The sequence below is a fragment of the Neobacillus sp. PS3-34 genome, from assembly GCF_030915465.1.
GTDB lineage: Bacteria > Bacillota > Bacilli > Bacillales > Cytobacillaceae > Neobacillus_A.
Genome location: NZ_CP133267.1, coordinates 314,542 through 338,300 on the forward strand (window position 1 = coordinate 314,542; position 23,759 = coordinate 338,300).

Consider the following 23,759-nt stretch of genomic DNA (forward strand, 5'->3'; position numbering starts at 1 on the left):
GAACGATTGTGGCAGCTTTTTTGAAAATTTTTTATTAATTGTTTTCAGAATGTTTTAAATAGTCTTATCCTCACTATTTTTACATATAGTGAACTACATATTTAGGCACCTTTGATTTGAAAATTTATAGTCTATTAATAAAGAGGGTGATGAATTGTACTATCATTTATTGGTTGCAATTGCAGCCTGGGTAACCGCACTCACTTTTCCATCTCTTTCGGATACATTCATGGGCACGTTCGCTATCTTTGGCTTTATTGCGTTCCTCCTCTTCATAAAAGCGGCACATGAACAGCTGAACCACCAATTTTTACTCCGTGCTGAAGAAGCAGAAAACGAGATTCTCCCCAATCTATCTTCTTTCAAAGGTACCTTCGTTGAAATTCGTGATGAGCAGTCCTCTTTTTCAAATGAATTCACCTACCTGGTTTTTCATAATGGAGAGATTGAGATTCCATTATTTTGCAGGAGTTTACGAGTGATACAAAAAGCCGCCCAGTCAGAGGGTGAAATCATCATTTATTACAAGGATTATATATTGGTCGAAATCGAAGAAGTAGAAAAGGAACCGTTCATAGCAAATGTAAGATAAAAATATAGGCTGTTTTCGCTTACTTTGTTGCTATTTATGGAGTATTGATTTCCACTCCAGGATGCTCGCTTTCCGCGGGGCGGGCGGTGAGCCTCCTCGGCGCACAGCGCCTGTGGGGTCTCACCTGTCCCGCTGCTCCCGCAGGACGTTTGATCAGCTTCCTAGAATAAACACCGCACGAAGGAAATGCGAGAGCATTTTCGAGGATCTCGCACCTTCCGTTCCAATCATCTTCTTTTACAACGATTTGTTTTTTAAAACCTATTTACAAAACAACAATCTTTTAGAAAGGCTCTTTTCATAAACTTTGTTGCTTCTGTAATAATTCGTGCCCACTTAGAGATTACTCAAGGAGATTTTTGGTAAAAACAAAGGCCTCGAATTCGAATTAGTGGCTAATTCGGACAGGTTTGCTCAAATCAAGGGTATTCGAGTCCGAATCAGGGGTCTATTCAGACAGGTTTGCTCAAATCAAGGGCATTCGAGTCCGAATCAGGGGTCTATTCGGACAGGTTTAGTCAAACTAAGGGCATTCGAGTCCGAATCAGGGGTCTATTCAGACAGGCTTGTTCATATCAAGGGCATTCGAGTCCGAATCAGAGGTCAATTCGGACAGGTTTAATCAACCTAAGGGCATTCGAGTCCGAATCAGGGGTCTATTCAGACAGGTTTGTTCAAATTAAGGGCATTCGAGTCCGAATCAGGGGTCTATTCAGACAGGTTTGTTCAAATTAAGGGCATTCGAGTCCGAATCAGTGGTCTATTCAGACAGGTTTGTTCAAATCAAGGGCATTCGAGTCCGAATCAGGGGTCTATTCAGACAGGTTTGTTCAAATCAAGGGCATTCGAGTCCGAATCAGGGGATTTCGGTACAAACTCTAAATGTTAGAATTTGTGCAGAAAACAACAATCTTTGCGAAAACAGCCAAAATACTAACAAAAACCGGGCAGGAATGGTATCTGCCCGGCATTTTTTTCTTTACATTGTCGGTTGCTTAGCGTTCATCTTATCCTTCATCCATTTATTGTGCTGCTCCATTTGGACAAGGATTTTATCCAGCAGTTGTGCAGCCTGTTTTTGATCGTTATTTTTGACTGCTGTCTGTAAGTCGTTAAATGTCTTATAGTGCTCCTGTTTCATTTTATGAAATTTCTGCCTTTTTTCACGGAATTTTTGTTTCATTTCCTCTTTCGATATTTTTCCTTCTTCTACTTGCTTTTTAAGTTCAGCTTTCTTAGCCATTCTGGCGCGCTTCCATTCCTCCCGTTTTTTCGCAAATTGAGGACTGTGCCATTTGTTAACGATTTCTTTTCTTTCCTTAATTGCCTGGTTCCACCTGTCTTTTTGTTCCGGTGTATACTTTTCTACCCATGAAAGCAGCATAGTTTCACGCTCTTCCATTTTCCCCTTGCAATGCTCCCTGCCAGAATGATGCTTTCCGCTTTCCATATACCTGCTGTGGTCTGCCATTTCAGATTTAAATCCCTCTGCCGCTGCAACTCCAGGAATCGTTAATGATAACGCCAGCAAGCCTGTTAACAATTGTTTTTTCATATCTTTCACTCCTAACGATGTTTTACTTTAATTATTTTTATTTTTCCCATAAATGGCAAAAAAATTTACGATTTCATAAAATGGTTGTTTTTACCTATAAAACCGTTAAAATTAGTAGTGTCTTAATTTTCTTTCAATTCAATTAATAAGGTGATGATCAAAGATGAAAAAATTACTGCTTGGTATTATTGGTTTTCTTCTTTTGGATTTATATTTCAATGAAGCGGTCATAGGGTTTTCCAATATGTATGCGCAGCTTGCAGCCATTCTACTTTTCTTCCCTCTGGCACACTACACCGCAAAAATCGCTGGTCTTGGTGGGCTTAAGGGTATGGGAATCAAATTTCACAGAGGCTGGAAAAAGAATTTCCTTTATAGTTTTCTGATTGGTTTTCTTTTTTGGGCAATCTTATATTCTTTAAGGAATTATGCAGGAGTAATTGAAGTAACGGGCGTAAAAAAGCCTTTAGATGCTCTCATGCCTTTTCTTGAAGCATTCGCAGGCTATTTGTTGGGCTCGCTAATTAATGATTTGATTGTACGTGGTTATGTATTTCGATTGCTAAAGGGCCGTATTTCTATCGGATGGGTTTTTACAATAAGCATTTTAATCTACGCGCTCGATGATTATTGGCATGAGCCCTTCAGCGCAAGCAATTTTATCTTTTCCTGCATACTGGGCCTATCGTTAACATATGCCTTTTATAAAACTGGCTCCATCTGGGCTGATACCGGGCTGCACTTTGGCCTTAATATGGCTTTTGCCCTTCTTTACGGATTATCAAAAAAAGCAGGCGCAGGCATTTTTTTGATAAGGGAAACCGGTAAATCGAATGGAATTGCTGAAATGCTTCCATATTTCATCCCGTTTGTGATGTTTCTATTTATTATAGTTGTAATCCGATATTACACTAAGGCTGATTCATCCGGAGAAGTAAGCATCAGCTCTAATGAAACAAAATCTTTTTAATGTAGGCTGTTTTCGTATACTTTGTTGTTGTATAAGGAGTAGTTGATTTCCACTCCAGGATGCTCGCTTTCCGCGGGGCGGGCGGTGAGCCTCCTCGGCGCACAGCGCCTGTGGGGTCTCACCTGTCCCGCTGCTCCCGCAGGAGTCTCGCACCTTCCGCTCCAATCAACTTCTTTTTCAACGATTTGCTTTTAACAACCTATTCGCAAAACAACAATCTTTTAGAAAACAGCCTTAATGTTAAATAACTAAATTGAGAGGTAATCAAATGAAATTAGCGTTAAAAGAAGTTACTGAAAACAATTTTTTCGAGATAATTGATTTAAAATCAGATAAGGAACAAGAAAAAATTTTCCAAATATACGAACGGTGGGTCGGCTCCAATGCCTTCTTCCTGGCAGTGTGCCAGACATTCAGTTTTACCCCAAAGGCTATATATGATGACAACACGTTGATCGGCTTTACATCATATGGATTTAGAAAAGAAACAAACCGATTTGAATTAATCAGTATGATGATTGGACATGCGTTCCAAGGCAAAGGCTATGGTGTTCCGGTCCTAAAAGCGATTATTGATGACATGGTTAATATGTATAACTGTAAAGAAATCTATTTGTCGGTCATTTATAATAATGAACGTGCCATCAAAACCTATGAAAAGCTTGGCTTTGTGCCAACAGGGGAAGTTGAGTCTGCACACCACCCTGAACCTATTTACTGCCTAAAACTATCATAATTTTCAATGGTGATCCCATGAAACAAGAGAGCTAAAGAGTAACAGATCCAGTTCTTATGTGCAAAAACTAAATACGCAATAAATTATAAGAGCTTGGAGGATATTCCAAGCTCTTTTAACATTATTAATGATTTTTTTAAACTAAAGCATCCACCCATCATGTTACATTAAGTTGAACATTTCTTGAATTTCGTTTATTCCTTAAGATTCGCTTTTCCAGATAGTAAGTAGGTATTATGATTGCTGCCCAAATCGCAAAATAGTTAAGAATAACGAGAAATGGGCTGCTGCTACCGCCATGTCCATTCTTTCCATGAAATTTTCCTTCACGAAAATCTCCGTTTGGTGGTCCTTGATTTGGATTCGTTGGATTTCCATCGTTCCGAGTGTTCCCATTAATAAAAGCCCCCCACTTTGTTGAATTTGTTTCGGATTAAAATCATCAATGTTTGAAGAAGCTGTTGAGGAAAACCATTGAATTCCGCTTGCCAAAATAGCAATTGATAGGGCAACTGATGCAATAACACCATTCCTAAGTTTTCCTTCCTTCGTTTTAAACGCTCTTTTGCAAATACCCATAATCCATTGCCAATGTACCCCAACATGGAGACCAACTAACGCAAGTGTTGCATCAGCAGAGAAACTGTGGATTCCACGAATCAAGTGACCTCCTTGAATTGCGAGACTTGGTAAAACTACCCTCGAAATTAATATACCAGTTATAATTACGGTAGCCATCGAAACTAATAGCAGTAAATTTAACAGAAAATTAAATCGTGTTTTTTTAGGGAAATTGGGATCAAAGATCTTTTTGGTTGTATTTATCACCCAGCGATAGTTCAATCCGATGTGTGTAAGAATTGCTACTCCTATTTCCAGACCTGCAATTTCATGAAACGGCAGACCGTTTAATACTCTTGGATTCATTAGCAAAACAAATGTGATTGCCATCATCAAATCCAGTACAATTTTTGTATAATTCTTTTTCAAATTAATTCCTCCAAATTTACATATTAATCTTAACTGTCTTCCAATTTACAGGAGGAACCTTAAGAAAACCTTAAGTTCTAAAAAATAAGTCCATGCCTAATAATTTATAATTCCATTGTCATAAAAACACTATTTGGGTCCTCAATGTAATCTGAAAACGGATGACAATATTGGAACCCAAACCTTGCATATAACCTTCTCGCTGGTTCGAAAAAATCCATTGATCCTGTTTCCAAACTTACCCGACGATAGCCACGTCTATTGGCTTCTTCAATTATGTATTGCAGTAGTCGTTTTGCAACACCCTTTCTTAGATGTGATGAAGATGTTCGCATTGATTTTATCTCTCCATGTTGACCATCAATTTCTTTAAGTGCCCCGCAGCCAATTAATTCATTTCCTTCCCAAGCACTCCAGAATGTAATCTCAGGACGTTTTAATTGCTCAAGATTTAGTGCGTGTATACTTTCTTGCGGGGAATTCTGTTTCATACCATGAAGATGCTCCCTCACCAATTCAGCCACTTCAGATCCAGATAATTCATCTATTTTAATATCCATCCGATACCCTCCCTAGTTTTAATAAAGGACATAGTTCCATTCAGTAAATTTCACTGAAAATAGAACTCCTTATATGCCCTAAATGTCTTATGAAGACTTCATTTATTTTATATTAATCTCTATATCCATACCCAATTAGAAGATGTGATTTTAAATCTGCGTAAACTGCAACCCCGCCTAATGTGGGATTATCATTTGAAGGAAAGTCCACGATGTAAACTTCTTTTCCAATAAAGGATTTGTCTTTTATAATTCCCATTGTTTCTCGAAGGATTATTTTCCGATAACTTGCATCTTTCCAGGTCCCTTGGATATGTTTTTTATCTTCTTCTGTTAGTTGGTTCCAAACATTCTCCCTGACATCTAATGCCAGTGTTTCATTACTTTTTATTTCCTTCACTTTGTACTGATTACTTTCGTTTGAAGCTTGCTGTTGACAGGCAGTTAGTATGAAAAATAAAAGCAAGGAAAATAGAAGTTTTATTCTTTTAGCCATAACTCTCACCTACGTTCTATTTAATACCTTATCCAATTATAATCCGATGAATATATTAATGCCCCCATAAATTTCAAAAAAAGCCAAAATGTCCTATTTTTAAAAAATATCCTTTAAAAGACTTAAATTTAATGTAACATTCCTGTTCTTTTTCTGAAAAATTTCAATGATATGATAGTACTACCTGCAATAAATAATGCCGGTCCAACAATTAAGTTCCAATAGATTTGTAAAAAGAGGGAAAAAAATTATGCTGAATGTAAAAGAAGCTGTTGAACAATTAACCTCGGCTGGGATAACCGCCAGTGACCAAGCAGTATTGACGTGGATTAAGGAAGGCAAAATAAAGGCCGAAATATACCATAGAAGAAATACTACCTACAAAATTAATGTCAAGGATCTTACTGAATTTATCATACAAAAGCGTGCATCAGACCTTGCTTCTAAATTAGAAGCGTCCCATCGAGAAAACAGCACTCTTTGCGAACAAATAGATCTGTTAAAAACTCGTGTACATATTGAACAATCAAAGGTACGCACCTTGAAAAAATTGCTTAACGCACAGATCGAGGTCACCGAACCTAGTTCTTTTCATTATGCTGAGCTGTTGGGATTGACTCAAGAATCGAACAGCCATATGCTAAAAAAAGAATTTAAGAAACTGCTCAAAGCACTCCATCCAGACCGCGGAGGAGATGAAAGGCTTTTTAAAGTGTTTAATGAACACTACGAGAAAATCAAGTAATCAGGACCACTAGAAAAAACAAAGGATCCAAAGGTAGGTCCTTTGTCTGGGTTTCAAATGAAACTAATTATAGACTAATTTAATTAGTGCTAGATCCGTTCAATTACGTTCTCTCGAAACGCAAATGAACAAACTTAAGCATTTTTAATAAATCTACCATCCTCACCATTAAACGAGTTCCACTTTCCCATTTCTTGCTTGCGGGTATACCTTTGAAATACGATTCGCAGGATAATACCTTGATTTTTGACGACCAGCCTTCAAGCACTTTTGAATTGTTGATATAGAAATACATTTTTGCACCCTTGTTCCCCGTTTTTTCCACCGTACGATTTGAAATATTTAACGCAAATTTTGATTCCGCATCAAAGTACAACTCGCCGCCTGGAAAGCGAAGGACCATTTCCTTAACTATTCCCTTGAGTTGACTTTCCTGAAAATAATAGAAAACTCCAGCAGATACAAAAAGTATCCCGTCTTCCTCATTAAAGATAACATCATCAAACCACGACACATCAAAAAATGATTTGGCAATGCTGATGTTCCTCGGAGAGTCAGCGATAAGAGTTTTGCGAAAAGCTATCGCATCTGGTAAATCAAGGTTGTACCAGTTAAGTGTGCCATTATCAACTCTTGAAAATGTAGTATCAAGTCCCGCACCGATGTTTACAATCGTGGCCCGAGGATGTTTTTCTATAAAAGCTCGGATGGTATCGTCAATTTTTCGTGCTCGTACTATATAACTTATCCCTCCATATTCACCAAAGGTCTTGGCTATTTCGGTAAAATTAAAATCACAGCCTGCAATGATCTCTATCGCTTCCTTGTCGTACAAAATCTCTGGATTCTTCTCACTGGCAGTTGCTCGTCCCCAAAGAGGTATCAGCATGGTGCCTTGAACGGATTGTAAATTTAATGGCATATTATCTGGTTCACGTTGAGTCATATTTATCAATCCTCCATTTTTTTAAGCAGGTAATTCACTTTATGTAAAGCGTATTGAAGATCTAGCTGCTCTTCACTATCTAACTTGGATAGGTCATTCACGAAGTTCTGATAAATTTTCGTCCATTTTTCTTGTTGTGAAGTTTTACCTTTCTCAGTTAACTTAATTACAAACGACCTTTTATCAATCAAATTTTGACTTTTAGTAATGTAGCCCTGATCAAATAACCGCTTCAGCAAGTCAGTCATTTGCTGTTTGGGTACATTAAGGCCTTCACTTATTTGTTTTATGGTCAGGGAATCATGGTTCATAAATAAGAATTCTAATATTTGGTTCTGTAAATGCGTTAAGTTACTCGATTTTTGATTCAAACGCTGAAAACTTTTAAACAAATTAGGAATTAACGCGATATATTCTTTACTAACTTGAGACATCGTCATTTGATCCCCCCAATATAGTAATGTATTATATACCAAATTGATGAAAAATCAAATTTCATTTTATAATTAGTAAAGTTTTATTTACTAAATGAAATTCCGTTGATTTTTTTATCAAAAGCTTTTGAATGATGCAACTGCATTTTTAGCAAAAAAAAGAACTGACCAATATCAGTTCTTTTCGTACAACGTTTTCTTATTTTCTCATGGTAATCTTTTCAATTAACCTATTGAGTTTATACCGATTCGATTTCCTTCAGTATCTTCAAATAAAGCATAGTAACCCATTGTTGGCGCAATTTGTGTTTTTGGTATTAAAACCTTCCCGCCTGCTGGTTCTACAAGGTTCAACATTTGATTTAAATCATCGGCGCCATTAAGGTAAATAATGATCCCATCACCAGTGGGCAGGCTGCTTTCATGTCTCACTAATCTACCTGTTACCCCTTCACCTGGTAGAAGTGCCATGCCACTTCCGTTAAATTCCATCGGTTTGATCGTGCTATCTAGTAATTTTGAATAGAATTCACATGCTCTATGTAAATCAAGAGTAGGTATTTGAAAAGAAAAAAGTAGGTTTCCCACTTAATCACACCTCAATATTGTAATAGTTTATGAGCATTGTTTACTCACTACAAACAATATACACTATTTTTAGAAATAGGAAGATATATTTGGGAAATGTGTTACTTTTTTAATATGACGATAACGGTTCTACAATAAAGACATTTCTCGTCTTGAAGAAATGCCACCATTAGTTATATAACTAATTCGTTCATTTCTTTAGGTAAAACCAAGCTTCAAATCACAGTTTGGTTCGAAATTTACCACTTTGAAAACATCCTACATTTAATGAACCATAAATATGGGGAAGAATTTATCTATTAGAAAAAGCTGCCACATAGACAGCTCTGGTCTTCGCTAGTTCAATATTCAGTTCCTTATATTCATAATGCAACCATTAAAGAAAAACACTCTTGATGTACTTCATTCTTTTTTCTACTTTCTACCCAGTTAGTTTCCAATAAGCTATAAGATATCTGGTGGTTGAGGCTTATGTTTTTTCTTTCAGTAGTTGAAATTTAAAAGCCCCTGCGGGGAAAACGTTGACGGGAGGATTAACCTCTATATTTTGATTTCACTAATGTATGGAAATGAGGTTATAGTATACCTGGTATATCCATTCTATGGAATCCGCCCATACCCATTCCAGGGAAACCACCCATACCCATTCCTGGGAAACCACCCATACCCATTCCTGGGAAACCACCCATACCCATTCCTGAGAAACCACCCATACCCATTCCTGGGAAACCACCCATACCCATTCCTGGGAAACCACCCATACCCATTCCTGGGAAACCACCCATACCCATTCCTGGGAAACCACCCATACCCATTCCTGGGAAACCACCCATACCCATTCCTGGGAAACCACCCATACCCATTCCTGGGAAACCACCCATACCCATTCCTGGGAAACCGCCCATACCCATTCCGCTTCCAATGAATTGTCTTTCCATTTTATATCCCCTCCTCAAATTGTTTCAAAATAGTGTATGTGTCCATATTCAAAGAGGAATAGATATTTGCCTATTTGTAAGTGTGTATTCTTGGCTGTTATGTTATTTTCGATATAGTCATTACTTCTCATTGACTAGTTTTCACAAGACAATTAGCAACACTATACGATTTACTGTCTTCTTGTTAAACTAATCTGCCTTTTTAATTTAAGAACCTTTATACGTTGATATACCTTTGAAAATTAAAAGGATGAAACCACTGTGATTTCATCCTCTAAATAATACTGTTATATCTATGGTTAGAACTTCTTAACAGAACCCGTTAGCTAAAAAGTTCCTCTCGTTTTTTCCCTATCATTATATCCATTCAAGCATTTCGATCCGGTTTCCAAATGGATCGTCAACGTAAAATCTTTTCGCACCTGGTAGTTTATCATCTTCTGTAAACGCAATTCCATTTTGCTTTAAGTGCTCCATTAGTGCTTCGATATTTTCCACTTCAAAGCCTGGGTGCGCTTTTTTTGCCGGGGAAAAGGGCTCTTCAATACCAATATGAATATGTACCTTGCCAGACTGGAACCATACCCCTCCCCTCTTTTTTAACTCCTCCGGCTTTTCTGCTTCATCAAAGCCAAGGATCCTGCCGAAGAATTCTCTTGCTTTTTCCTCACTTCCTGCTGGAGCCGCTAATTGAATATGATCGATCGCTTTGAATACAACTGACATGTAAAAACCTCCCTTATTCTCTATGTCTTTATTGTAAGTTAAAAGGAGAAAAAAGGTAATTTTTAATAATTTATAAATAAGGATAAGTTTTTGTTATATCAAAAAAATAGACATGAATTCTCATGTCTATCCTTCATATTTTTAAAACGTTTTAGCCTGTTCCTTAGCGCGTTCAATTGCTTCCCGCTTGATTTGGTCTGCACGGTCGGGAAATTGATTGTGGCCTTCAACAAATAATCCATTAAAGCTTGGAATTCCAAAAAATTGCATTATGTTGCTTAAGTAGCGATGTCCCATTTCCATTCCGGCAGCGGGACCCTCGGAATAAACACCGCCCCGCGCCTGGATGTGTATCGCTTTTTTATCCGTTAACAAACCGACTGGCCCTGCTCGGTGTATTTAAAAGTTTTACCTGCTGTACAAATAGAATCAATATAAGCCTTCATAACTGGAGGGAATGAAAAATTCCACAATGGTGTAACAAATACATATTTATCTGCTGCAACGAATTGGTCCGTTAATTCACCCAGACGGCTAACCTTGCTTTTTTCCTCATTGGATAAATCATCAAAAGAGGAACCTGAACGAAGTTTCCCCCAGCCGCTGAATACATCTGCATCAATTTGCGGTATGTTTTCACGATAAAGATCAAGCTGAACCACTTCATCCGACGGGTTCGCTTCCCGATAGGCTTCGATAAACGCCTTTCCTACTGCCATGCTGTAGGATTGTGTGTGGTCATGCGGATGTGCAGTGATATAAAGAACGGTTGCCATCAAATTTCCTTCCTTTCTATTTCTGGTCTTTGTCTCACTTCATTAATTTTTTCAAATAACCCTTTTGTTATTCTGCTAATTAGCCATTTTTCACAATGGAGCCGCTTTTATTTACAAAAAAATCCCCCTGCTAGTCCAGCAGGAGGTACGTCCCATTAATATACGTCACGCCTATTAAATACCCAGAATGCGACGAGCAAGGCTGCGGCCACCAGGCAAGCAGTACTGCCAGTGAGAAGGATAACGTCATCCCTTCGATGGGAGGAGCCGTCCCCTTCATATAGTCCGTTAATCTTAAATTAACCATAAATAAAAATTTCGCCGACTTCCAGGATGACACCATATTGCTTAAAATTGCTCCTGAAATCAATGCCGCAAGCATCACACCCATCCCGGCTGCCGTGCTTCGAATCAATACAGAAAGCATAAAAGACAATGTTCCAACAACGATGGAGACAAACCAGACAAGCCCAAAATCCATTAAAAGGAACTGCCACTGATCAAGCAGTTTGACTCCGGCAGTACTAAGCCCTGTTGATGTGACATTAAAGCCTGTAATGACCGGAGCACCCCAACCGCTATATCCAAAAACCATACCAGAAATCAAATACGATATTAAACCAGTTATCGCGATAATCAGCGATATGGCCAAGCAAAGGGTAATATATTTGCTAAGCAGAACCTTCCACCTTCGGACCGGCCGCGTCAAAAGAAGCTTAATCGATCCTAAGCTATGCTCTGATGAAACCATGTCACTAGCAATTACCATCACCATGAGCGGAAGAAATAAGTCAATTGAATTTTCAAGAAACATGCGCATAAACGTTGGCGCACCAGGCTCTGATGGATTGATGTCATGGTCAAGATAGTATTGCTGCTGCTGAAGGCTAATCTGAAGCTGCTTTTTCCATTCATCCGATAGCCTGCTGCTGCTTAGACGGTTCTGCGTATCGATGATCTGCTGCTGCAGAATGGACCTCCAATCAGTCGTTCCAAGCTTGTGGCGCTGATTTTCAACCGTTTTATATTGTGCATATGTAAACAATGCAACCAGGACAGCGATGATTGCCGCTATTACGAGAAGCCTCTTTTTAGCCACTAGTTTCATCATTTCATTTTGGATCAGCTTAATCAATTGTGTCACCCCCGGTTAATTCAAGGAACAAGTCTTCTAATACCGGAAGCTTCCTGTTCATTTCCGACACATTAACGCCGGCTTCAACAAGCTTTCTATTCCACATAGCTGCCTGATCTTCATCGTACTCAGTCCGAAGAAACCCATCGCCGTTGTCCTCGACGTTAGTCAAAGAAGCAAGGATACTTTTTCCCTGGTCATGTGGATCAACACGCCAGATCAGCTGCTCCCTGTTAGCCAGCAGGTGTTCAACCGTATCAACACGTATGACGGAACCTTTTGAAATAATGGCAACTCGGTCGCAAAGCAGCTGGATTTCACTTAGCAAATGGCTTGATACAAGGACACTGAGCCCTTCTTTTTCAGCTAGAAAGCGGATAAACTGCCGCATCTCTCTAATACCTGCTGGATCAAGACCATTTGTCGGCTCGTCCAAAATCAGAACCTTTGGACGGCCCAATAGTGCCTGTGCAATTCCCAGCCTCTGCCTCATTCCAAGGGAATATGTTTTCACTTTGTCATGTATTCTTTCTGTCAGCCCCACCAGCTCTGTTACTTCCTTTATTCTTTCCTCCCCAACACCATCGAGCATGCGGACAAAATGAAGTAAATTATTATAGCCTGATAAATACGGATAAAGCTCCGGATTTTCAACAATACAACCCAGATTGCTCATTGCTTCAAAAAAATGGTCCTGAATATTGAAACCGCAAATAGTAATGGTTCCTGATGTCGGCTTGATCAGCCCGACAAGCATCCGGATCGTTGTCGTCTTTCCAGCTCCATTTGGCCAAGAAATCCAAACACTTCCCCTTCCTTTAATTCAATGCTGATGCCTTTAATAATTTCTTTTTTTCCAATTGTCTTTTTTAAATCCTTAACAGATAAAGTAGTCTTCTCCATTTTCCCTTCTCCTTACCAAGTAAGCAATGAGGCTACCCGCTCTGCAATTAAACGGTAGCCCTTTGTATTGGGGTGGAACTTGTCTGAATACAAATAATCATTCACCTTTAATTCAAATAAATCGAAGGTTGGCACAAAAACGACTTTTGGGAAACCCGCACTGACTTCGGCACTGGCATAATTCCAGCGGCGGATCACCTTCGAGATCGCCTTCCCCTCATTCATATCAATAAATGGATTGTAGAGGCCAACGAAAAAAATCCTGGCATCTTTATCTGGCCTTGCGCACCTGCTGCAATGTCCCAGTCAAATTTTGAAGGTATTTTTTTTCTATGTCATTTAGCTTGTTACTGCGGTAATCTGCCAGGCCCGGCCTCCACGGAACAAATCATTTCCTCCGATGGTCATCAAGACGATATCGGCTTTCTGTATTTGCCTCTGAACCTCAATTTGCCCGACCTGTGCACGCAGCTGATCAGAGCGCTGCCCGTTTATTCCCAAATTCAATAATCTGACAGGCTTCTTCGTTTTCTTCTTGATCTCATCAATTACATCGCCAACGTATCCTTTTCCTGTTTCATCCCCTGTACCCCTTGTCAAGGAATCACCCAGGGCAACGACCGTTAATTCCTTCGCGTTTTTTTCTGCAGTTGAAACAGGCTTAGCTGTTGAAATCTTATCCGGTTTGCCAGCATAATACTCAGCCATGGCCAACCAAGGCCGCTCAGCCATAGCAGCAGGCAAACAACAGATATAAAAGTAATGACACGAAGAACACTTTTATTCAAAGGAATCTTCCTTTCCTGAAGGTTTCTATCTTACATTTAAGCACAACTAGAAAAATATTCAAACTTTCATTTGGTTTTTTAAAAATAACTATATGATTGAGAAGGTAAAGGTTTCTGTTTCAAGGTGATTTTTTCAAATAATAATAACATCCTGTTTGGCCGATTTAACACTGGGGATTATTAAGAACAGTTTGATTGGTCTGCTGAGAGGTTTTGTCCTCAAGAGGGCTTATTGGGGACAGTTTGATTGTTCTTCTGATGAGTTTTGTCTTCAAGAGGGCTTTTGTACATAAGAGATCTTTTATTGGACATTTCTTCTACTCATGCACCAGGTTTTGTCCAATAAGACCCTTCTATTGGACATTTCTTCTACTCATACACCGGGTTTTGTCCAATAAGACCCTTCTATTGGACATTTCTTCTACTCATACACCGGGTTTTGTCCAATAAGACCCTTCTATTGGACATTTCTTCTACTCATACACCGGGTTTTGTCCAATAAGACCCTTCTATTGGACATTTCTTCTACTCATACACCGTGTTTTGTCCAATAAGACCCTTCTATTGGACATTTCTTCTACTCCTACACCGGGTTTTGTCCAATAAGACCCTTCTATTGGACATTTCTTCTACTCATGCACCAGGTTTTGTCCAATAAGACCCTTCTATTGGACATTTCTTCTACTCCTACACCGGCTTTTGTCCAATAAGACCCTTCTATTGGACATTTCTTCTACTCATACACCGGGTTTTGTCCAATAAGACCCTTCTATTGGACATTTCTTCTACTCCTACACCGGCTTTTGTCCAATAAGACCCTTCTATTGGACATTTCTTCTACTCCTACACCGGGTTTTGTCCAATAAGACCCTTCTATTGGACATTTCTTCTACTCCTACGCCGGGTTTTGTCCAATAAGACCTTATTCTCGAGATTCCGCCGCTCAAAGCGAGGTTTTGCCTTTTAAAGATAAATTTCTGTTCAAAAAAAAATGACATATGCGATTCATAGGTCATTTTTAACGGTCATTTAGTTTAAAGATTCAAGTGAATCAAAAATAGAATTCCAAAAACGATGGCTAAAAAGATATGCCTCTTTTTAGTAGACACATTCTTCTTGGTCCTTTTGTTCAGCTGATGATTCCAGCCCAGCAAAGCCAGAATAATCAATGAGATAAAGGTAGCTATTCCGCTATAAACCAGCCAATCATCGTCCTTGCCTGCATATAGGTAGAAATATAACCCATGTGCGAAGGCAGCAATCAGCGTGATCACACCAATAAAGATATGGTGTTTTTTCACCACTAAGTAGAACTGCTGGATCCAATCGCTAAAAGGCAATTTCCTTTTTTTTATTTCAACCCAGACTTTGCGCAACAGCCAGAGAACACCGGCTGTAATCCCCGTTATTTCTGCTATGGTACCAACATTTTTATTGATGCCCTTGAAAAGCTTGGCAGGTCTTTCTCCGCTAAAAAAAAGCTTAAGTGTGTTTCCAAAATCGATTACTCCAATTAATATAGCGATGACCCCGGCTGCCATGATAACTATAGAAAGGAGCTTCATCCATTTTTCGATTACTTTTTTATCCATAAAATCCTTCCCCTACTTATCTAAGTTGGAATCATTTCAATTTATAGGTTTTAACTTTTCGTGTTATTTTCACATATTTTAGAGTAATCCACCTACAGTGCTCCGCCGCTTTTGATGTTTATTGCATCTTCGACTTCTTCTTCACGCCTTCTATCGATGTCAGAACGCGGAACAATTCCAAAAGGAGAATGGAGAAGCCCAGCCATACCACTCCAAAAACATAACCAGCTGCTATTTGGCTTGGAACTTGAGATGCAAAATAGATACGTCCAATACCCAGGAATAGCACAAGAAAAGTCCAGCCAATGATTAAAAAAGTATGCACTTTCAAATTACGGCTATGGCGCAGCAGGATAAAAAAGAAAAAACCATATATGACAAAAGCCATCAGTGATTGCTCACTTGGAAAACTATATGGGAAACGGTCTAAAATGGACGGTTCCCCCGGTGCAAGCCGGTGGAAGGTATTTCTCAACATTTCCTCATACAGTTCCCCGCCGGCAACCGTAATAAACAGGAAATAAATTTCTAAAGGCTTATCCCTGCCCTTCCATATTATCCAGAAGAGGGTCGCAATAATCATAACAATTAGCCACTCATTTTTGCCAAGCCCGATAAAAATGCTCATCAGCAAATCCATTTGCCCTTTAAAAATCACAGCTACAAGAAGGCTTACAACTTTATCAAAATCATTAAATTCATTTCCAACATAATCCTCAATCATGCCAATCATAATAATGGCAAAAAGTAAGGTAACGACAGATACAGTGATCATGAAGAACTTAAATCTTCTTCTCGTACGGAATGTTTCCAATACTTTTTCCATGGCATTGGTACACCCGTGGATGATTTGTTCCTTATATCTTCTGAATAAATAGATAGAAAGAATGATTACTGCGATTAAAATGACCGCAATCAACAAATATTTTAAAATTGCATCGTGGTATTCTGCCCATTTTGGCCAAGCAATTTCCCGAGCAAAATAAACGTCGAAACCCAAATAAAAGAACCGGTAAAGGAATAGACCGCATATGTTCTGAAAGGCATGCGTGTGATACCTGAAAAGTAGCCTGTCATATGGCGGACGCCAGGAATGAAAAAAGCAATAATAAGCAATTTATTGCCGTATTTTTTAAACCAGGAGGATGTTTTTTCAAGCCGGTCCGGACCTAGATGGATGCGCGGCCATATTTTTCAAAGAAAGGCATCCCCAGCTTATATCCAACCCAATATGCTGCAAACATCCCAGCAGCTCCCCCTAGTCCAGCTGAAAGGATGGCTGCCATCCAGTTCATCTGTCCCTGAAAAGCCAGCAGTCCCGCATACCCCATCATCGCCTCAATAGGCAGGGGTACAGCAAGGATTCCTAAAAACAGAGCAAGAAAAAGGACTAAATAACCATATTCGTTCATGAAAGTAATAAAAACATGCAATTTTGAAAGCCCCTTTCTTTCCGTTGTAACGTAATTCTTATGTTTGGGCATTTTATCTATATGATAAAAACATAATTTTTGAACAATAAAAACCCCTACTTACTTACTATAGTATTGGATGGACAGGAACTCAATAAAGATGATTAAATTTTTTGTCGTTTTTTATAAAAAAATATAGATACAAAAACCGGTCTCCTAATGGAAACCGGTTTATTGATTGAAAATTAATCTTCCAAGCTGCCCTTTGCGCCAAAAAATTCAAAATGGATTCGTTCTTCCTCAATGCCCATTTCCTTTAATGAGCGGTTAACGGATTTCATAAAAGGTACTGGACCACAGAAATAGAAGTCAGCGTGTTTTGCATCGACGTTGTTCTCGAGCCAGTCACGAGTAACATAGCCCTCAACATCAAAAAGTCCCTGGCTGCGGTCTTCTTCAGAAGGAGAATCATAAAAAACGTAGGATTTTACATTTTCCTTTTTAAGAGATGCAACCTCGTCCCTTAGAGCATGTACATTTCCATTCGCTGCCGCATGGATAAAAGTCACATCACGCTCAGGCTGAATTTCCGCAATGGTTTTTAACATGCTTACCATCGGTGTAAGCCCCACACCACCGCTTAAAAGGACAACAGGATTATTTTTTTCAGTATCCAATACGAAATCACCAGCAGGAGCACTTAATAAAATGATGTCGCCTTCGTTAACCTTTTCGTGCAGATAGTTTGAAATAAGCCCGTCAGGATTGGCTGTACCAGCTTCTCTTTTTACACTAATACGGTAATAGTCCTTACCAGGAGAGTCAGAAAGGCTATACTGGCGGATGTGAGTGTACTCCTCACCTTCCATCGTAATTTTCACACTAATATATTGTCCTGGCTGAAAAACGGCAATCTTGTTTTGGTCTACAGGTTTAAAGTAAAAGGATGTAATCACATCGCTTTCCTTTACTTTTCTATCGACAACGAAACGGCCAAAGCCATCCCAGCCGCCAGTCTGATTGGCAGCTTCATCATACATATCTGCTTCGATACTGATAAACGCATCTGCAATCACACCATAAGCTTCAGCCCAAGCATTGATGATTTCATCTGTTGCAGCCTCTCCTAATACTTCTTTAATAGCTAAAAGCAAGTGCTTTCCTACAATTGGATAGTGCTCTGGTTTAATACCAAGGCTTCTATGTTTATGGGCGATTTGCTTCACGACAGGAATGATCGCACCAAGATTATCAATATATTTTGCCGCAGCATAAACAGTTCCAGCAAGCGCTTTTTGCTGTCTGCCCTGCTTTTGGTTGGCATGGTTAAAAATATTTAATAGTTCAGGGTGGCTGCTGAACATTAATTGATAAAAAGTAGTTGTAATTTTTTCACCGTGTTCTTCCAATACAGGTACAGTAGATTTAATGATGTCGATGGTTTTTTGATTTAACAAACGAAACACTCCTTATGTTTTCACTGTGTGCATAGTGATTATATGAAACATTTCACTAGAATTAAGTGATATAAATCACACGGAGTGTTATTTTAGAATATTTTTTTAAAAAATGGTTATTTAGTACTCCATCTTTCCAGCTTATGTATATTTCTAGTGAATAACCGTGCCAGGAATTTTGGAAAGCCTGCCTCGGCTATTTTTTCTTCCACCCGCTGCTTCATTTCATCAGAATTAATATTGGGCAGCACAAATTCTCCATTTTCATAGCAATGGCTGCAGTATTTGCTGCTCTTATCACCATTTTTTTCTGTTCCTCCACCTTTTTCATCCTTCGATAATGGCATTCCGCAACTCTGGCAATTTTTATATATACTCATTGGTACACCTCTTTCTAATAACATAATTCCATTTTAATAATCAAAACACATTATAACAACAAGAGAAAAAACTTCTGGCAGCTATACCTCTTTTTTTGCTTTGAACGGAATCTCCAACCCCGCAATACCATCCTGGTTTAAAAGTCTTAATAAGTAGGGAAAGATACCTTACATAGTCATAAAATAAGGCTGGTTTTGCATAGATTGTTGTTATGGAACATGGTCAAAAAATCACTTACCGGTTAATACTATGTTTCAAATTGCATCAATTTGAAGAAAAGAGCCTACAGAATTAGGAGTGGCAAAAATGAAAAAAGGATTAGGCACTGGTGTGATCATTGTCGGTATCATCGTCATAATAGCAGTCATGCTAATGGGCAGCTATAATGGCTTTGTAAATGCCGAGGAAGATGTAAACCAATCTTATGCGCAAATTGAAAACCAATTACAAAGAAGGCTGGACTTAATTCCAAATCTCGTAAAAACGGTTAAAGGATATGCAGCACATGAAAAAGGGGTTATCCAATCGATTTCAGATGCACGGGCACGCCTAGCTGGAGCAAAAACACCGCAGGAGGAAGCTACTGCAAACGCCGATCTTTCAAACGCTTTAAGCCGTTTGCTTGTTGTGGTGGAAAATTATCCGAATTTAAAAGCTGACGCGCAATTTACACGTCTCATGGACGAGCTGGCAGGAACTGAAAACCGCCTGGCCGTTGCCCGCAGAGATTATAATGCACAAGTCGCGGTTTATAACAAGAAAGTGAAAAGATTTCCTGGAGCGATCATAGCAGGTATGACCGGGTTTGACCAAAAGCAATACTTTAAAGCAGATCCAAGAGCGCAAGAGGCACCAAAAGTGGACTTCGGAGGAAACGGGTAATGATCTTTAAAAGAGTCCTGGCTCTTTTCACTTTCATTCTGTTTTCCACCCCGCTGCTTGGCTCCTCTGCCTCAGCAGCGGCAAACCCAATTCCAGCGCCCGTTGGAGATATTTACGTCCAGGACTTTGCTAATGTACTCTCTCCCCAGGAAAAAGTCGAACTCATTCGTTATGGCAAATCGATCGATGATAAGACAACCAATCAAATCGCTGTCCTGACTGTTAATTCGTTGGGTGGCATGGATATTGATGAATTCGCCAATAAAGCTTATCGATCTTATGGCCTTGGCACTAAAGAAAAGGATAACGGCGTTTTGCTCGTACTGGCAATGAAGGATAAGAAGGTTCGGATCGAAGTCGGCTACGGCCTTGAGGGTGTCATTACGGACGGCAAGGCTGGAAGCATCCTTGACCAGTATACCTTACCATATCTAAAAGCAGGCCAGCCAAATCTAGCAGTAATCCATACTTATCAAGCAATTGCTAATGAAGTGACTGGCAAAAATCAAGAATCTAAGATAGAGCCTGAAAAGCAGCAACAACACCAGGGTACCTCCATCCCTTCCTGGCTGATTATTGTCCTTGTCATCGGATTTCTGTTTATCGACTTTAAGTTTTTTGGCGGCACTCTCTCCTTCGCCCTTCTCTCCATTCTTGGCAGAGGTGGAGGCGGCAGGGGTGGCGGTGGCGGTGGACCAAGAAGCGGCGGTGGCGGTTCATCCGGTGGCGGCGGAGCTGGCAGGGGCTGGTAGGGGCTGGTAGGAATTGTGGAAAACCCCCTTTACTATGATAAAGCCGATATGGAAGACTCACAGCGATAAAAACCTAAATAAAAGCACTGCATTTCCATATGAAATCGCAGTGCTTATTTTTTGTTGGTACAACGTTTTAAGGCAATCAGCGATATAACTTCAATAAGCTTTATTTAGATACCATTTGGCTGCAGCATCTACTTCTTCAGCTGTTAGTTGATGACCTCTATTCTCCCAATGAATTTCTACATTCGCATTAGCCTTTTCTAATAACGATTGTAGTTCAGAAGATTCCATTGGTGAACAGATTGGATCATTGGTCCCAGCAGCAATGAATACAGACTTCCCTGACAAATCGGGAAGATCTATTCCTTTTCTCGGTACCATTGGATGATGTAGAATCGCACCCTTTAAGGCATTTTGAAAGTGAAATAATAAACTCGCTGCTATATTTGCTCCATTTGAGTAACCAATAGCAATAATATTATCTCGGTTAAAATCATACTTTTCTGCTGCTTCATTAAGAAACTCATTTAATTCTTTTGTTCGGAAAATAAGGTCTTCTTCATCAAACACACCTTCAGCTAATCTTCGAAAGAATCGAGGCATTCCATTTTCTAATACATTTCCTCGGACGCTTAATACTGAAGCCTCATCATCAATTCTTCCCGCTAGAGGCAACAGGTCTAATTCGTTGCCACCCGTACCATGAAGCAATAATAAAGTTGGTTTTGTTGAATCTGTTCCCTTATTAAATATGTGTTTCATCATTTATCTCCCTCCAGAACACGAACCTCCACAGAAGGTAAGGTTTCTTCTAATTCTGCTCGCTTTGACTCTAACCAAGAAGGTAGCATGAGCTTTTGTCCCAACTTATTAAATGGTTCATCAACTGTAAAGCCGGGCGGTTCAGTTGCAATTTCGAAGAGGATGCCTCCTTCTTCATGAAAATATAGAGCTTTAAAGTAATTTCGATCATGAATTTCTGTCGGATAATAACCTTTTTCCAGAAGTAGTGATCTCCACTCCCTGTGTTCCTCATTATCCTTTGCTCTCCAAGCAATATGGTGAACAGTTCCAGCTCCCATAAGACCACGTACTGAAGGAGTTAGCTTAATATCAATGATATTTCCAAGCTGTGCTTCCGATTTAAACCTCAGATAGCCATCTTCTTGTCCAAGGCATTCGAGTCCCAATACATTTTCAAGTACATCTGCTGTTTTATTAGGCTTTGTTGAAATTAAGGTAGCTCCACCAAACCCTTGAATAGCATTCTCTGATTGGATTTCTCCAAAGGTCCAATTGTTTATTTGTCCTACAGCTCGTTCTACTAGTTCAATTTCGAGACCGTCTGGATCTTGAAACTTCAAATATCGTTCTCCAAAACGGTCAGAGGCAAAAAAAATAATTCCACATTTATCTAGTCGTTTCTCCCAAAATTCAGTTGAATCCTTTGGAATAATGTAACTAGTAACTCCGACCTGACCTGTACCAATGCGACCTTTTAGCTGTTTAGTCCATGGGAAAAAAGTGATAACAGTTCCTGGTTGTCCATATTCATTTCCAAAATAAAGATGATACATTTCTGGACGATCAAAATTAATGGTTTTTTTGACCAACCTTAACTCAAGTACACCTGCATAAAAGTCAATATTCCTTTGTGCATCGTTAACCATCGCTGTTATATGATGGATACCTGCTGTTTTTAGCAATGTATGTCCTCCCCATTCGTAGACGATTTGAAAAAGAACTATTTAGGTCTATCTATTGAGTAAATCTCACCGATTTTTGCATAATTCGTACCAGCCAATCGACTTACAGCGGCCAGACCCTTTGGATTTATTCTTCCATTTTCATAGATTTCATCATCAATATGAAATTGAAGAACTTTTCCTATGATAAAATCACACCCCGGTGAGTCTAAACCTCCCAATTCTAATGAATGTTCTAATGAACATTCCATTCGAACTTTGGCTTCTTTAACTCCTGGAACAGAAATTTTTAAGCTCTCTACTGGAGTTAAATTTGCTAACTCAATTTCACTTTGATCAGGAGGGAGATTTGCAGCTGTTTTATTCACTTTTTCAACATTTTGTTCATCAACTATATGGACCACAAATTCCTTTGACTCGATGATGTTTCTCGCTGTATCCTTTTGTCTCCCTTCTGACCGTTGTATAGCTAATGAAATCATCGGGGGATTAGAAGACACGATATTAAAATAACTAAATGGTGCACCATTCAAAACACCATCTTTCGAAATCGTTGTGACGAAAGCTATAGGTCTAGGTATAATGCTTCCTATTAGAAATTTATAATTTTCTCTTTCGGTATTTTTGGATGGATCAATCGAAAGCAAAGATATCATTCCTTTTCGTAAAATCAGTCTATTTCTCTTAATTCAAACGGAAGCAACGCTCGTTCAATTTGCCCTCTATGAGGCTCATACTGTGAAGGCAACAACAATTCTTTTCCCATAGTCTCTTGTGATTCATCATGGGCGAATCCTGGAGGATCAGTCGCAATTTCAAATAGAATTTCCCCCTGCTCTCTAAAGTAAATGGCATTAAAATAATTTCTGTCCTTTACAGGAGTCACACCATATCCATTCGCTGCAACATACTTTTGCCAATCCAATTGATCTTGGTCATCAATAGCCCGCCAAGCAATGTGGTGTACTGTTCCCACACCCATTTGCCCACGTCCAATCGGAGTTAATTTTAGGTCGATTACATTTCCGATGTCGGCTGAAGAACGAAAACGGGTGAAATCTCCTTCTTTTCCAATGAGTTCAAGTCCCATTACCTTTTCTAACAATTCCGCCGTTTTGTTAGGTTTGGTCGATAATAGAGTTGCTCCACCAAATCCTTTGATGGCAACCGCAGGTGTTACATTGCCATAACTCCATGTATTGACTTCTCCTTCTTCTCTTTCAACAATTTCCAAGTGAAGTCCGTGTGGATCATCAAATTCCAAATATTGCTCTCCAAAGCGTTCCATTTTAGTAAAAGGAACCTTAAACTTTTCTAGTCTCTTTTCCCAAAATTCCATGGCACCTTTAGGGACAACATAAGAAGTGACTCCTACTTGACCGTCTCCAATGATTCCTTGACGAGCTCCTGCCCATGGAAAGAATGTAATAATTGTTCCTGGTTTTCCACCCTCATTCCCGAAATAAAGGTGATAAGTACCTGGATCATCAAAATTTACAGTTTGTTTGACTAAACGCAACCCCAAAACTCCTGCGTAGAAATCTACATTCTCTTGGGGATGACCTACGATTGCTGTAATATGGTGAATACCCATTGTTTTCTTAGTCATTTTCGTAAACTCCTTTTGCTTGTATAAATTCTTAATCTTTAATCATAGCTTCCTGCAAATGCCCACAAACAAAGTTTTCTAAAG

General features: G+C 39.2%; 25 protein-coding genes and 4 pseudogenes. 6 read left to right on the plus strand and 23 right to left on the minus strand.

Translation table 11 applies throughout. The annotated features are described in order from the left end of the window. Window positions 1–154 precede the first annotated feature (154 nt). A complete protein-coding gene (locus RCG23_RS01695; protein WP_308178312.1) occupies window positions 155–592 on the plus strand; it encodes a hypothetical protein in 438 nt (145 codons plus the stop codon). A 979-nt stretch (window positions 593–1,571) separates the two neighbouring features. Here RCG23_RS01695 and RCG23_RS01700 read toward each other — a convergent pair. After that, window positions 1,572–2,147: a hypothetical protein gene (locus RCG23_RS01700; protein WP_308178313.1), complete on the minus strand. Its 576-nt coding sequence runs from the start codon at window positions 2,145–2,147 to the stop codon at window positions 1,572–1,574. Between the two features lie 163 nt (window positions 2,148–2,310). Here RCG23_RS01700 and RCG23_RS01705 point away from each other — a divergent pair, with 163 nt between their 5' ends. Both RCG23_RS01705 and RCG23_RS01710 read left to right on the plus strand, forming a co-directional pair. Continuing rightward, entirely contained in the window at window positions 2,311–3,117 is an 807-nt protein-coding gene (locus RCG23_RS01705) for a CPBP family intramembrane glutamic endopeptidase (protein WP_308178314.1), read from the plus strand. Between the two features lie 268 nt (window positions 3,118–3,385). Beyond that, a complete protein-coding gene (locus RCG23_RS01710) occupies window positions 3,386–3,853 on the plus strand; it encodes a GNAT family N-acetyltransferase (protein ID WP_308178315.1) in 468 nt (155 codons plus the stop codon). Window positions 3,854–4,087: 234 nt separating this feature from the next. On the opposite strand, the gene RCG23_RS01715 is transcribed toward RCG23_RS01710, so the two are convergent. The 3 genes from RCG23_RS01715 to RCG23_RS01725 all read right to left on the minus strand — a co-directional run bounded on the left by RCG23_RS01715 (window position 4,088) and on the right by RCG23_RS01725 (window position 5,899). Continuing rightward, window positions 4,088–4,843: a DUF4405 domain-containing protein gene (locus tag RCG23_RS01715; protein WP_308178316.1), complete on the minus strand. Its 756-nt coding sequence runs from the start codon at window positions 4,841–4,843 to the stop codon at window positions 4,088–4,090. 104 nt (window positions 4,844–4,947) lie between these two features. Then, window positions 4,948–5,403 (minus strand): GNAT family N-acetyltransferase, encoded by a 456-nt coding sequence (locus tag RCG23_RS01720; protein WP_308178317.1) that lies wholly within the window; start codon window positions 5,401–5,403, stop codon window positions 4,948–4,950. 112 nt (window positions 5,404–5,515) lie between these two features. Then, a complete protein-coding gene (locus RCG23_RS01725; protein WP_308178318.1) occupies window positions 5,516–5,899 on the minus strand; it encodes a hypothetical protein in 384 nt (127 codons plus the stop codon). A 250-nt stretch (window positions 5,900–6,149) separates the two neighbouring features. Here RCG23_RS01725 and RCG23_RS01730 point away from each other — a divergent pair, with 250 nt between their 5' ends. Further along, window positions 6,150–6,644, plus strand: a complete 495-nt coding sequence (locus RCG23_RS01730; protein ID WP_308178319.1) for a J domain-containing protein — start codon at window positions 6,150–6,152, stop codon at window positions 6,642–6,644. Between the two features lie 103 nt (window positions 6,645–6,747). On the opposite strand, the gene RCG23_RS01735 is transcribed toward RCG23_RS01730, so the two are convergent. The 15 genes and pseudogenes from RCG23_RS01735 to RCG23_RS01810 all read right to left on the minus strand — a co-directional run bounded on the left by RCG23_RS01735 (window position 6,748) and on the right by RCG23_RS01810 (window position 18,719). After that, window positions 6,748–7,566, minus strand: coding sequence for a class I SAM-dependent methyltransferase (locus RCG23_RS01735; RefSeq protein WP_308179943.1), 819 nt, complete (start codon window positions 7,564–7,566; stop codon window positions 6,748–6,750). Between the two features lie 29 nt (window positions 7,567–7,595). Then, window positions 7,596–8,030: a MarR family winged helix-turn-helix transcriptional regulator gene (locus RCG23_RS01740; protein ID WP_308178320.1), complete on the minus strand. Its 435-nt coding sequence runs from the start codon at window positions 8,028–8,030 to the stop codon at window positions 7,596–7,598. A 219-nt stretch (window positions 8,031–8,249) separates the two neighbouring features. Continuing rightward, on the minus strand, window positions 8,250–8,612 hold the full coding sequence (locus RCG23_RS01745; protein WP_308178321.1) for a VOC family protein: 363 nt from the start codon (window positions 8,610–8,612) through the stop codon (window positions 8,250–8,252). 575 nt (window positions 8,613–9,187) lie between these two features. Further along, a complete protein-coding gene (locus RCG23_RS01750) occupies window positions 9,188–9,550 on the minus strand; it encodes a hypothetical protein (protein ID WP_308178322.1) in 363 nt (120 codons plus the stop codon). A gap of 357 nt (window positions 9,551–9,907) precedes the next feature. After that, window positions 9,908–10,276 carry a VOC family protein gene (locus RCG23_RS01755; protein WP_308178323.1) on the minus strand — a complete coding sequence of 123 codons (369 nt, stop codon included), beginning with the start codon at window positions 10,274–10,276 and terminating at the stop codon, window positions 9,908–9,910. Between the two features lie 141 nt (window positions 10,277–10,417). Beyond that, window positions 10,418–11,052: pseudogene (locus tag RCG23_RS01760) on the minus strand (FMN-dependent NADH-azoreductase). Window positions 11,053–11,207: 155 nt separating this feature from the next. Beyond that, window positions 11,208–12,187: pseudogene (locus tag RCG23_RS01765) on the minus strand (ABC transporter permease). Next, window positions 12,180–13,090: pseudogene (locus RCG23_RS01770) on the minus strand (ABC transporter ATP-binding protein). The pseudogenes RCG23_RS01765 and RCG23_RS01770 overlap by 8 nt, the downstream one beginning before the upstream one ends. A 12-nt stretch (window positions 13,091–13,102) precedes the next feature. After that, a pseudogene (locus tag RCG23_RS25780) lies at window positions 13,103–13,878 on the minus strand (SGNH/GDSL hydrolase family protein). Between the two features lie 1,034 nt (window positions 13,879–14,912). Further along, window positions 14,913–15,470: a hypothetical protein gene (locus RCG23_RS01785; RefSeq protein WP_308178326.1), complete on the minus strand. Its 558-nt coding sequence runs from the start codon at window positions 15,468–15,470 to the stop codon at window positions 14,913–14,915. A 118-nt stretch (window positions 15,471–15,588) separates the two neighbouring features. Further along, window positions 15,589–16,470 (minus strand): phosphatase PAP2 family protein, encoded by an 882-nt coding sequence (locus RCG23_RS01790; RefSeq protein ID WP_308178327.1) that lies wholly within the window; start codon window positions 16,468–16,470, stop codon window positions 15,589–15,591. Then, a complete protein-coding gene (locus RCG23_RS01795; RefSeq protein ID WP_308178328.1) occupies window positions 16,398–16,586 on the minus strand; it encodes a DedA family protein in 189 nt (62 codons plus the stop codon). Before RCG23_RS01795 ends, RCG23_RS01790 begins: the two co-directional genes overlap by 73 nt. A 53-nt stretch (window positions 16,587–16,639) precedes the next feature. Beyond that, window positions 16,640–16,903 carry a DedA family protein gene (locus tag RCG23_RS01800; protein WP_308178329.1) on the minus strand — a complete coding sequence of 88 codons (264 nt, stop codon included), beginning with the start codon at window positions 16,901–16,903 and terminating at the stop codon, window positions 16,640–16,642. A gap of 224 nt (window positions 16,904–17,127) precedes the next feature. After that, on the minus strand, window positions 17,128–18,339 hold the full coding sequence (gene hmpA, locus RCG23_RS01805; RefSeq protein WP_308178330.1) for an NO-inducible flavohemoprotein: 1,212 nt from the start codon (window positions 18,337–18,339) through the stop codon (window positions 17,128–17,130). A gap of 116 nt (window positions 18,340–18,455) precedes the next feature. Beyond that, window positions 18,456–18,719 (minus strand): zinc ribbon domain-containing protein, encoded by a 264-nt coding sequence (locus RCG23_RS01810; RefSeq protein ID WP_308178331.1) that lies wholly within the window; start codon window positions 18,717–18,719, stop codon window positions 18,456–18,458. Between the two features lie 307 nt (window positions 18,720–19,026). Here RCG23_RS01810 and RCG23_RS01815 point away from each other — a divergent pair, with 307 nt between their 5' ends. Together RCG23_RS01815 and RCG23_RS01820 are read left to right on the plus strand one after the other, a co-directional pair. Further along, complete coding sequence (locus RCG23_RS01815; protein WP_308178332.1) at window positions 19,027–19,602, plus strand: LemA family protein; 576 nt, start codon at window positions 19,027–19,029, stop codon at window positions 19,600–19,602. After that, window positions 19,602–20,354: a TPM domain-containing protein gene (locus RCG23_RS01820; RefSeq protein ID WP_308178333.1), complete on the plus strand. Its 753-nt coding sequence runs from the start codon at window positions 19,602–19,604 to the stop codon at window positions 20,352–20,354. The genes RCG23_RS01815 and RCG23_RS01820 overlap by 1 nt, the downstream gene beginning before the upstream one ends. A 159-nt stretch (window positions 20,355–20,513) precedes the next feature. Here the strand turns inward: RCG23_RS01820 and RCG23_RS01825 are convergent, their stop codons facing one another. Genes RCG23_RS01825 through RCG23_RS01840 form a run of 4 tightly spaced genes read right to left on the minus strand, consistent with a single transcriptional unit; the run spans window position 20,514 to window position 23,675 of the window. Next, window positions 20,514–21,122 (minus strand): alpha/beta hydrolase, encoded by a 609-nt coding sequence (locus RCG23_RS01825; RefSeq protein WP_308179944.1) that lies wholly within the window; start codon window positions 21,120–21,122, stop codon window positions 20,514–20,516. Further along, window positions 21,122–22,066 (minus strand): ring-cleaving dioxygenase, encoded by a 945-nt coding sequence (locus RCG23_RS01830; protein WP_308178334.1) that lies wholly within the window; start codon window positions 22,064–22,066, stop codon window positions 21,122–21,124. The genes RCG23_RS01825 and RCG23_RS01830 overlap by 1 nt, the downstream gene beginning before the upstream one ends. 38 nt (window positions 22,067–22,104) lie before the next feature. Continuing rightward, window positions 22,105–22,713, minus strand: a complete 609-nt coding sequence (locus RCG23_RS01835; protein ID WP_308178335.1) for a flavin reductase family protein — start codon at window positions 22,711–22,713, stop codon at window positions 22,105–22,107. Window positions 22,714–22,736: 23 nt separating this feature from the next. Continuing rightward, complete coding sequence (locus RCG23_RS01840) at window positions 22,737–23,675, minus strand: ring-cleaving dioxygenase (protein ID WP_308178336.1); 939 nt, start codon at window positions 23,673–23,675, stop codon at window positions 22,737–22,739. Window positions 23,676–23,759: the final 84 nt, after the last annotated feature.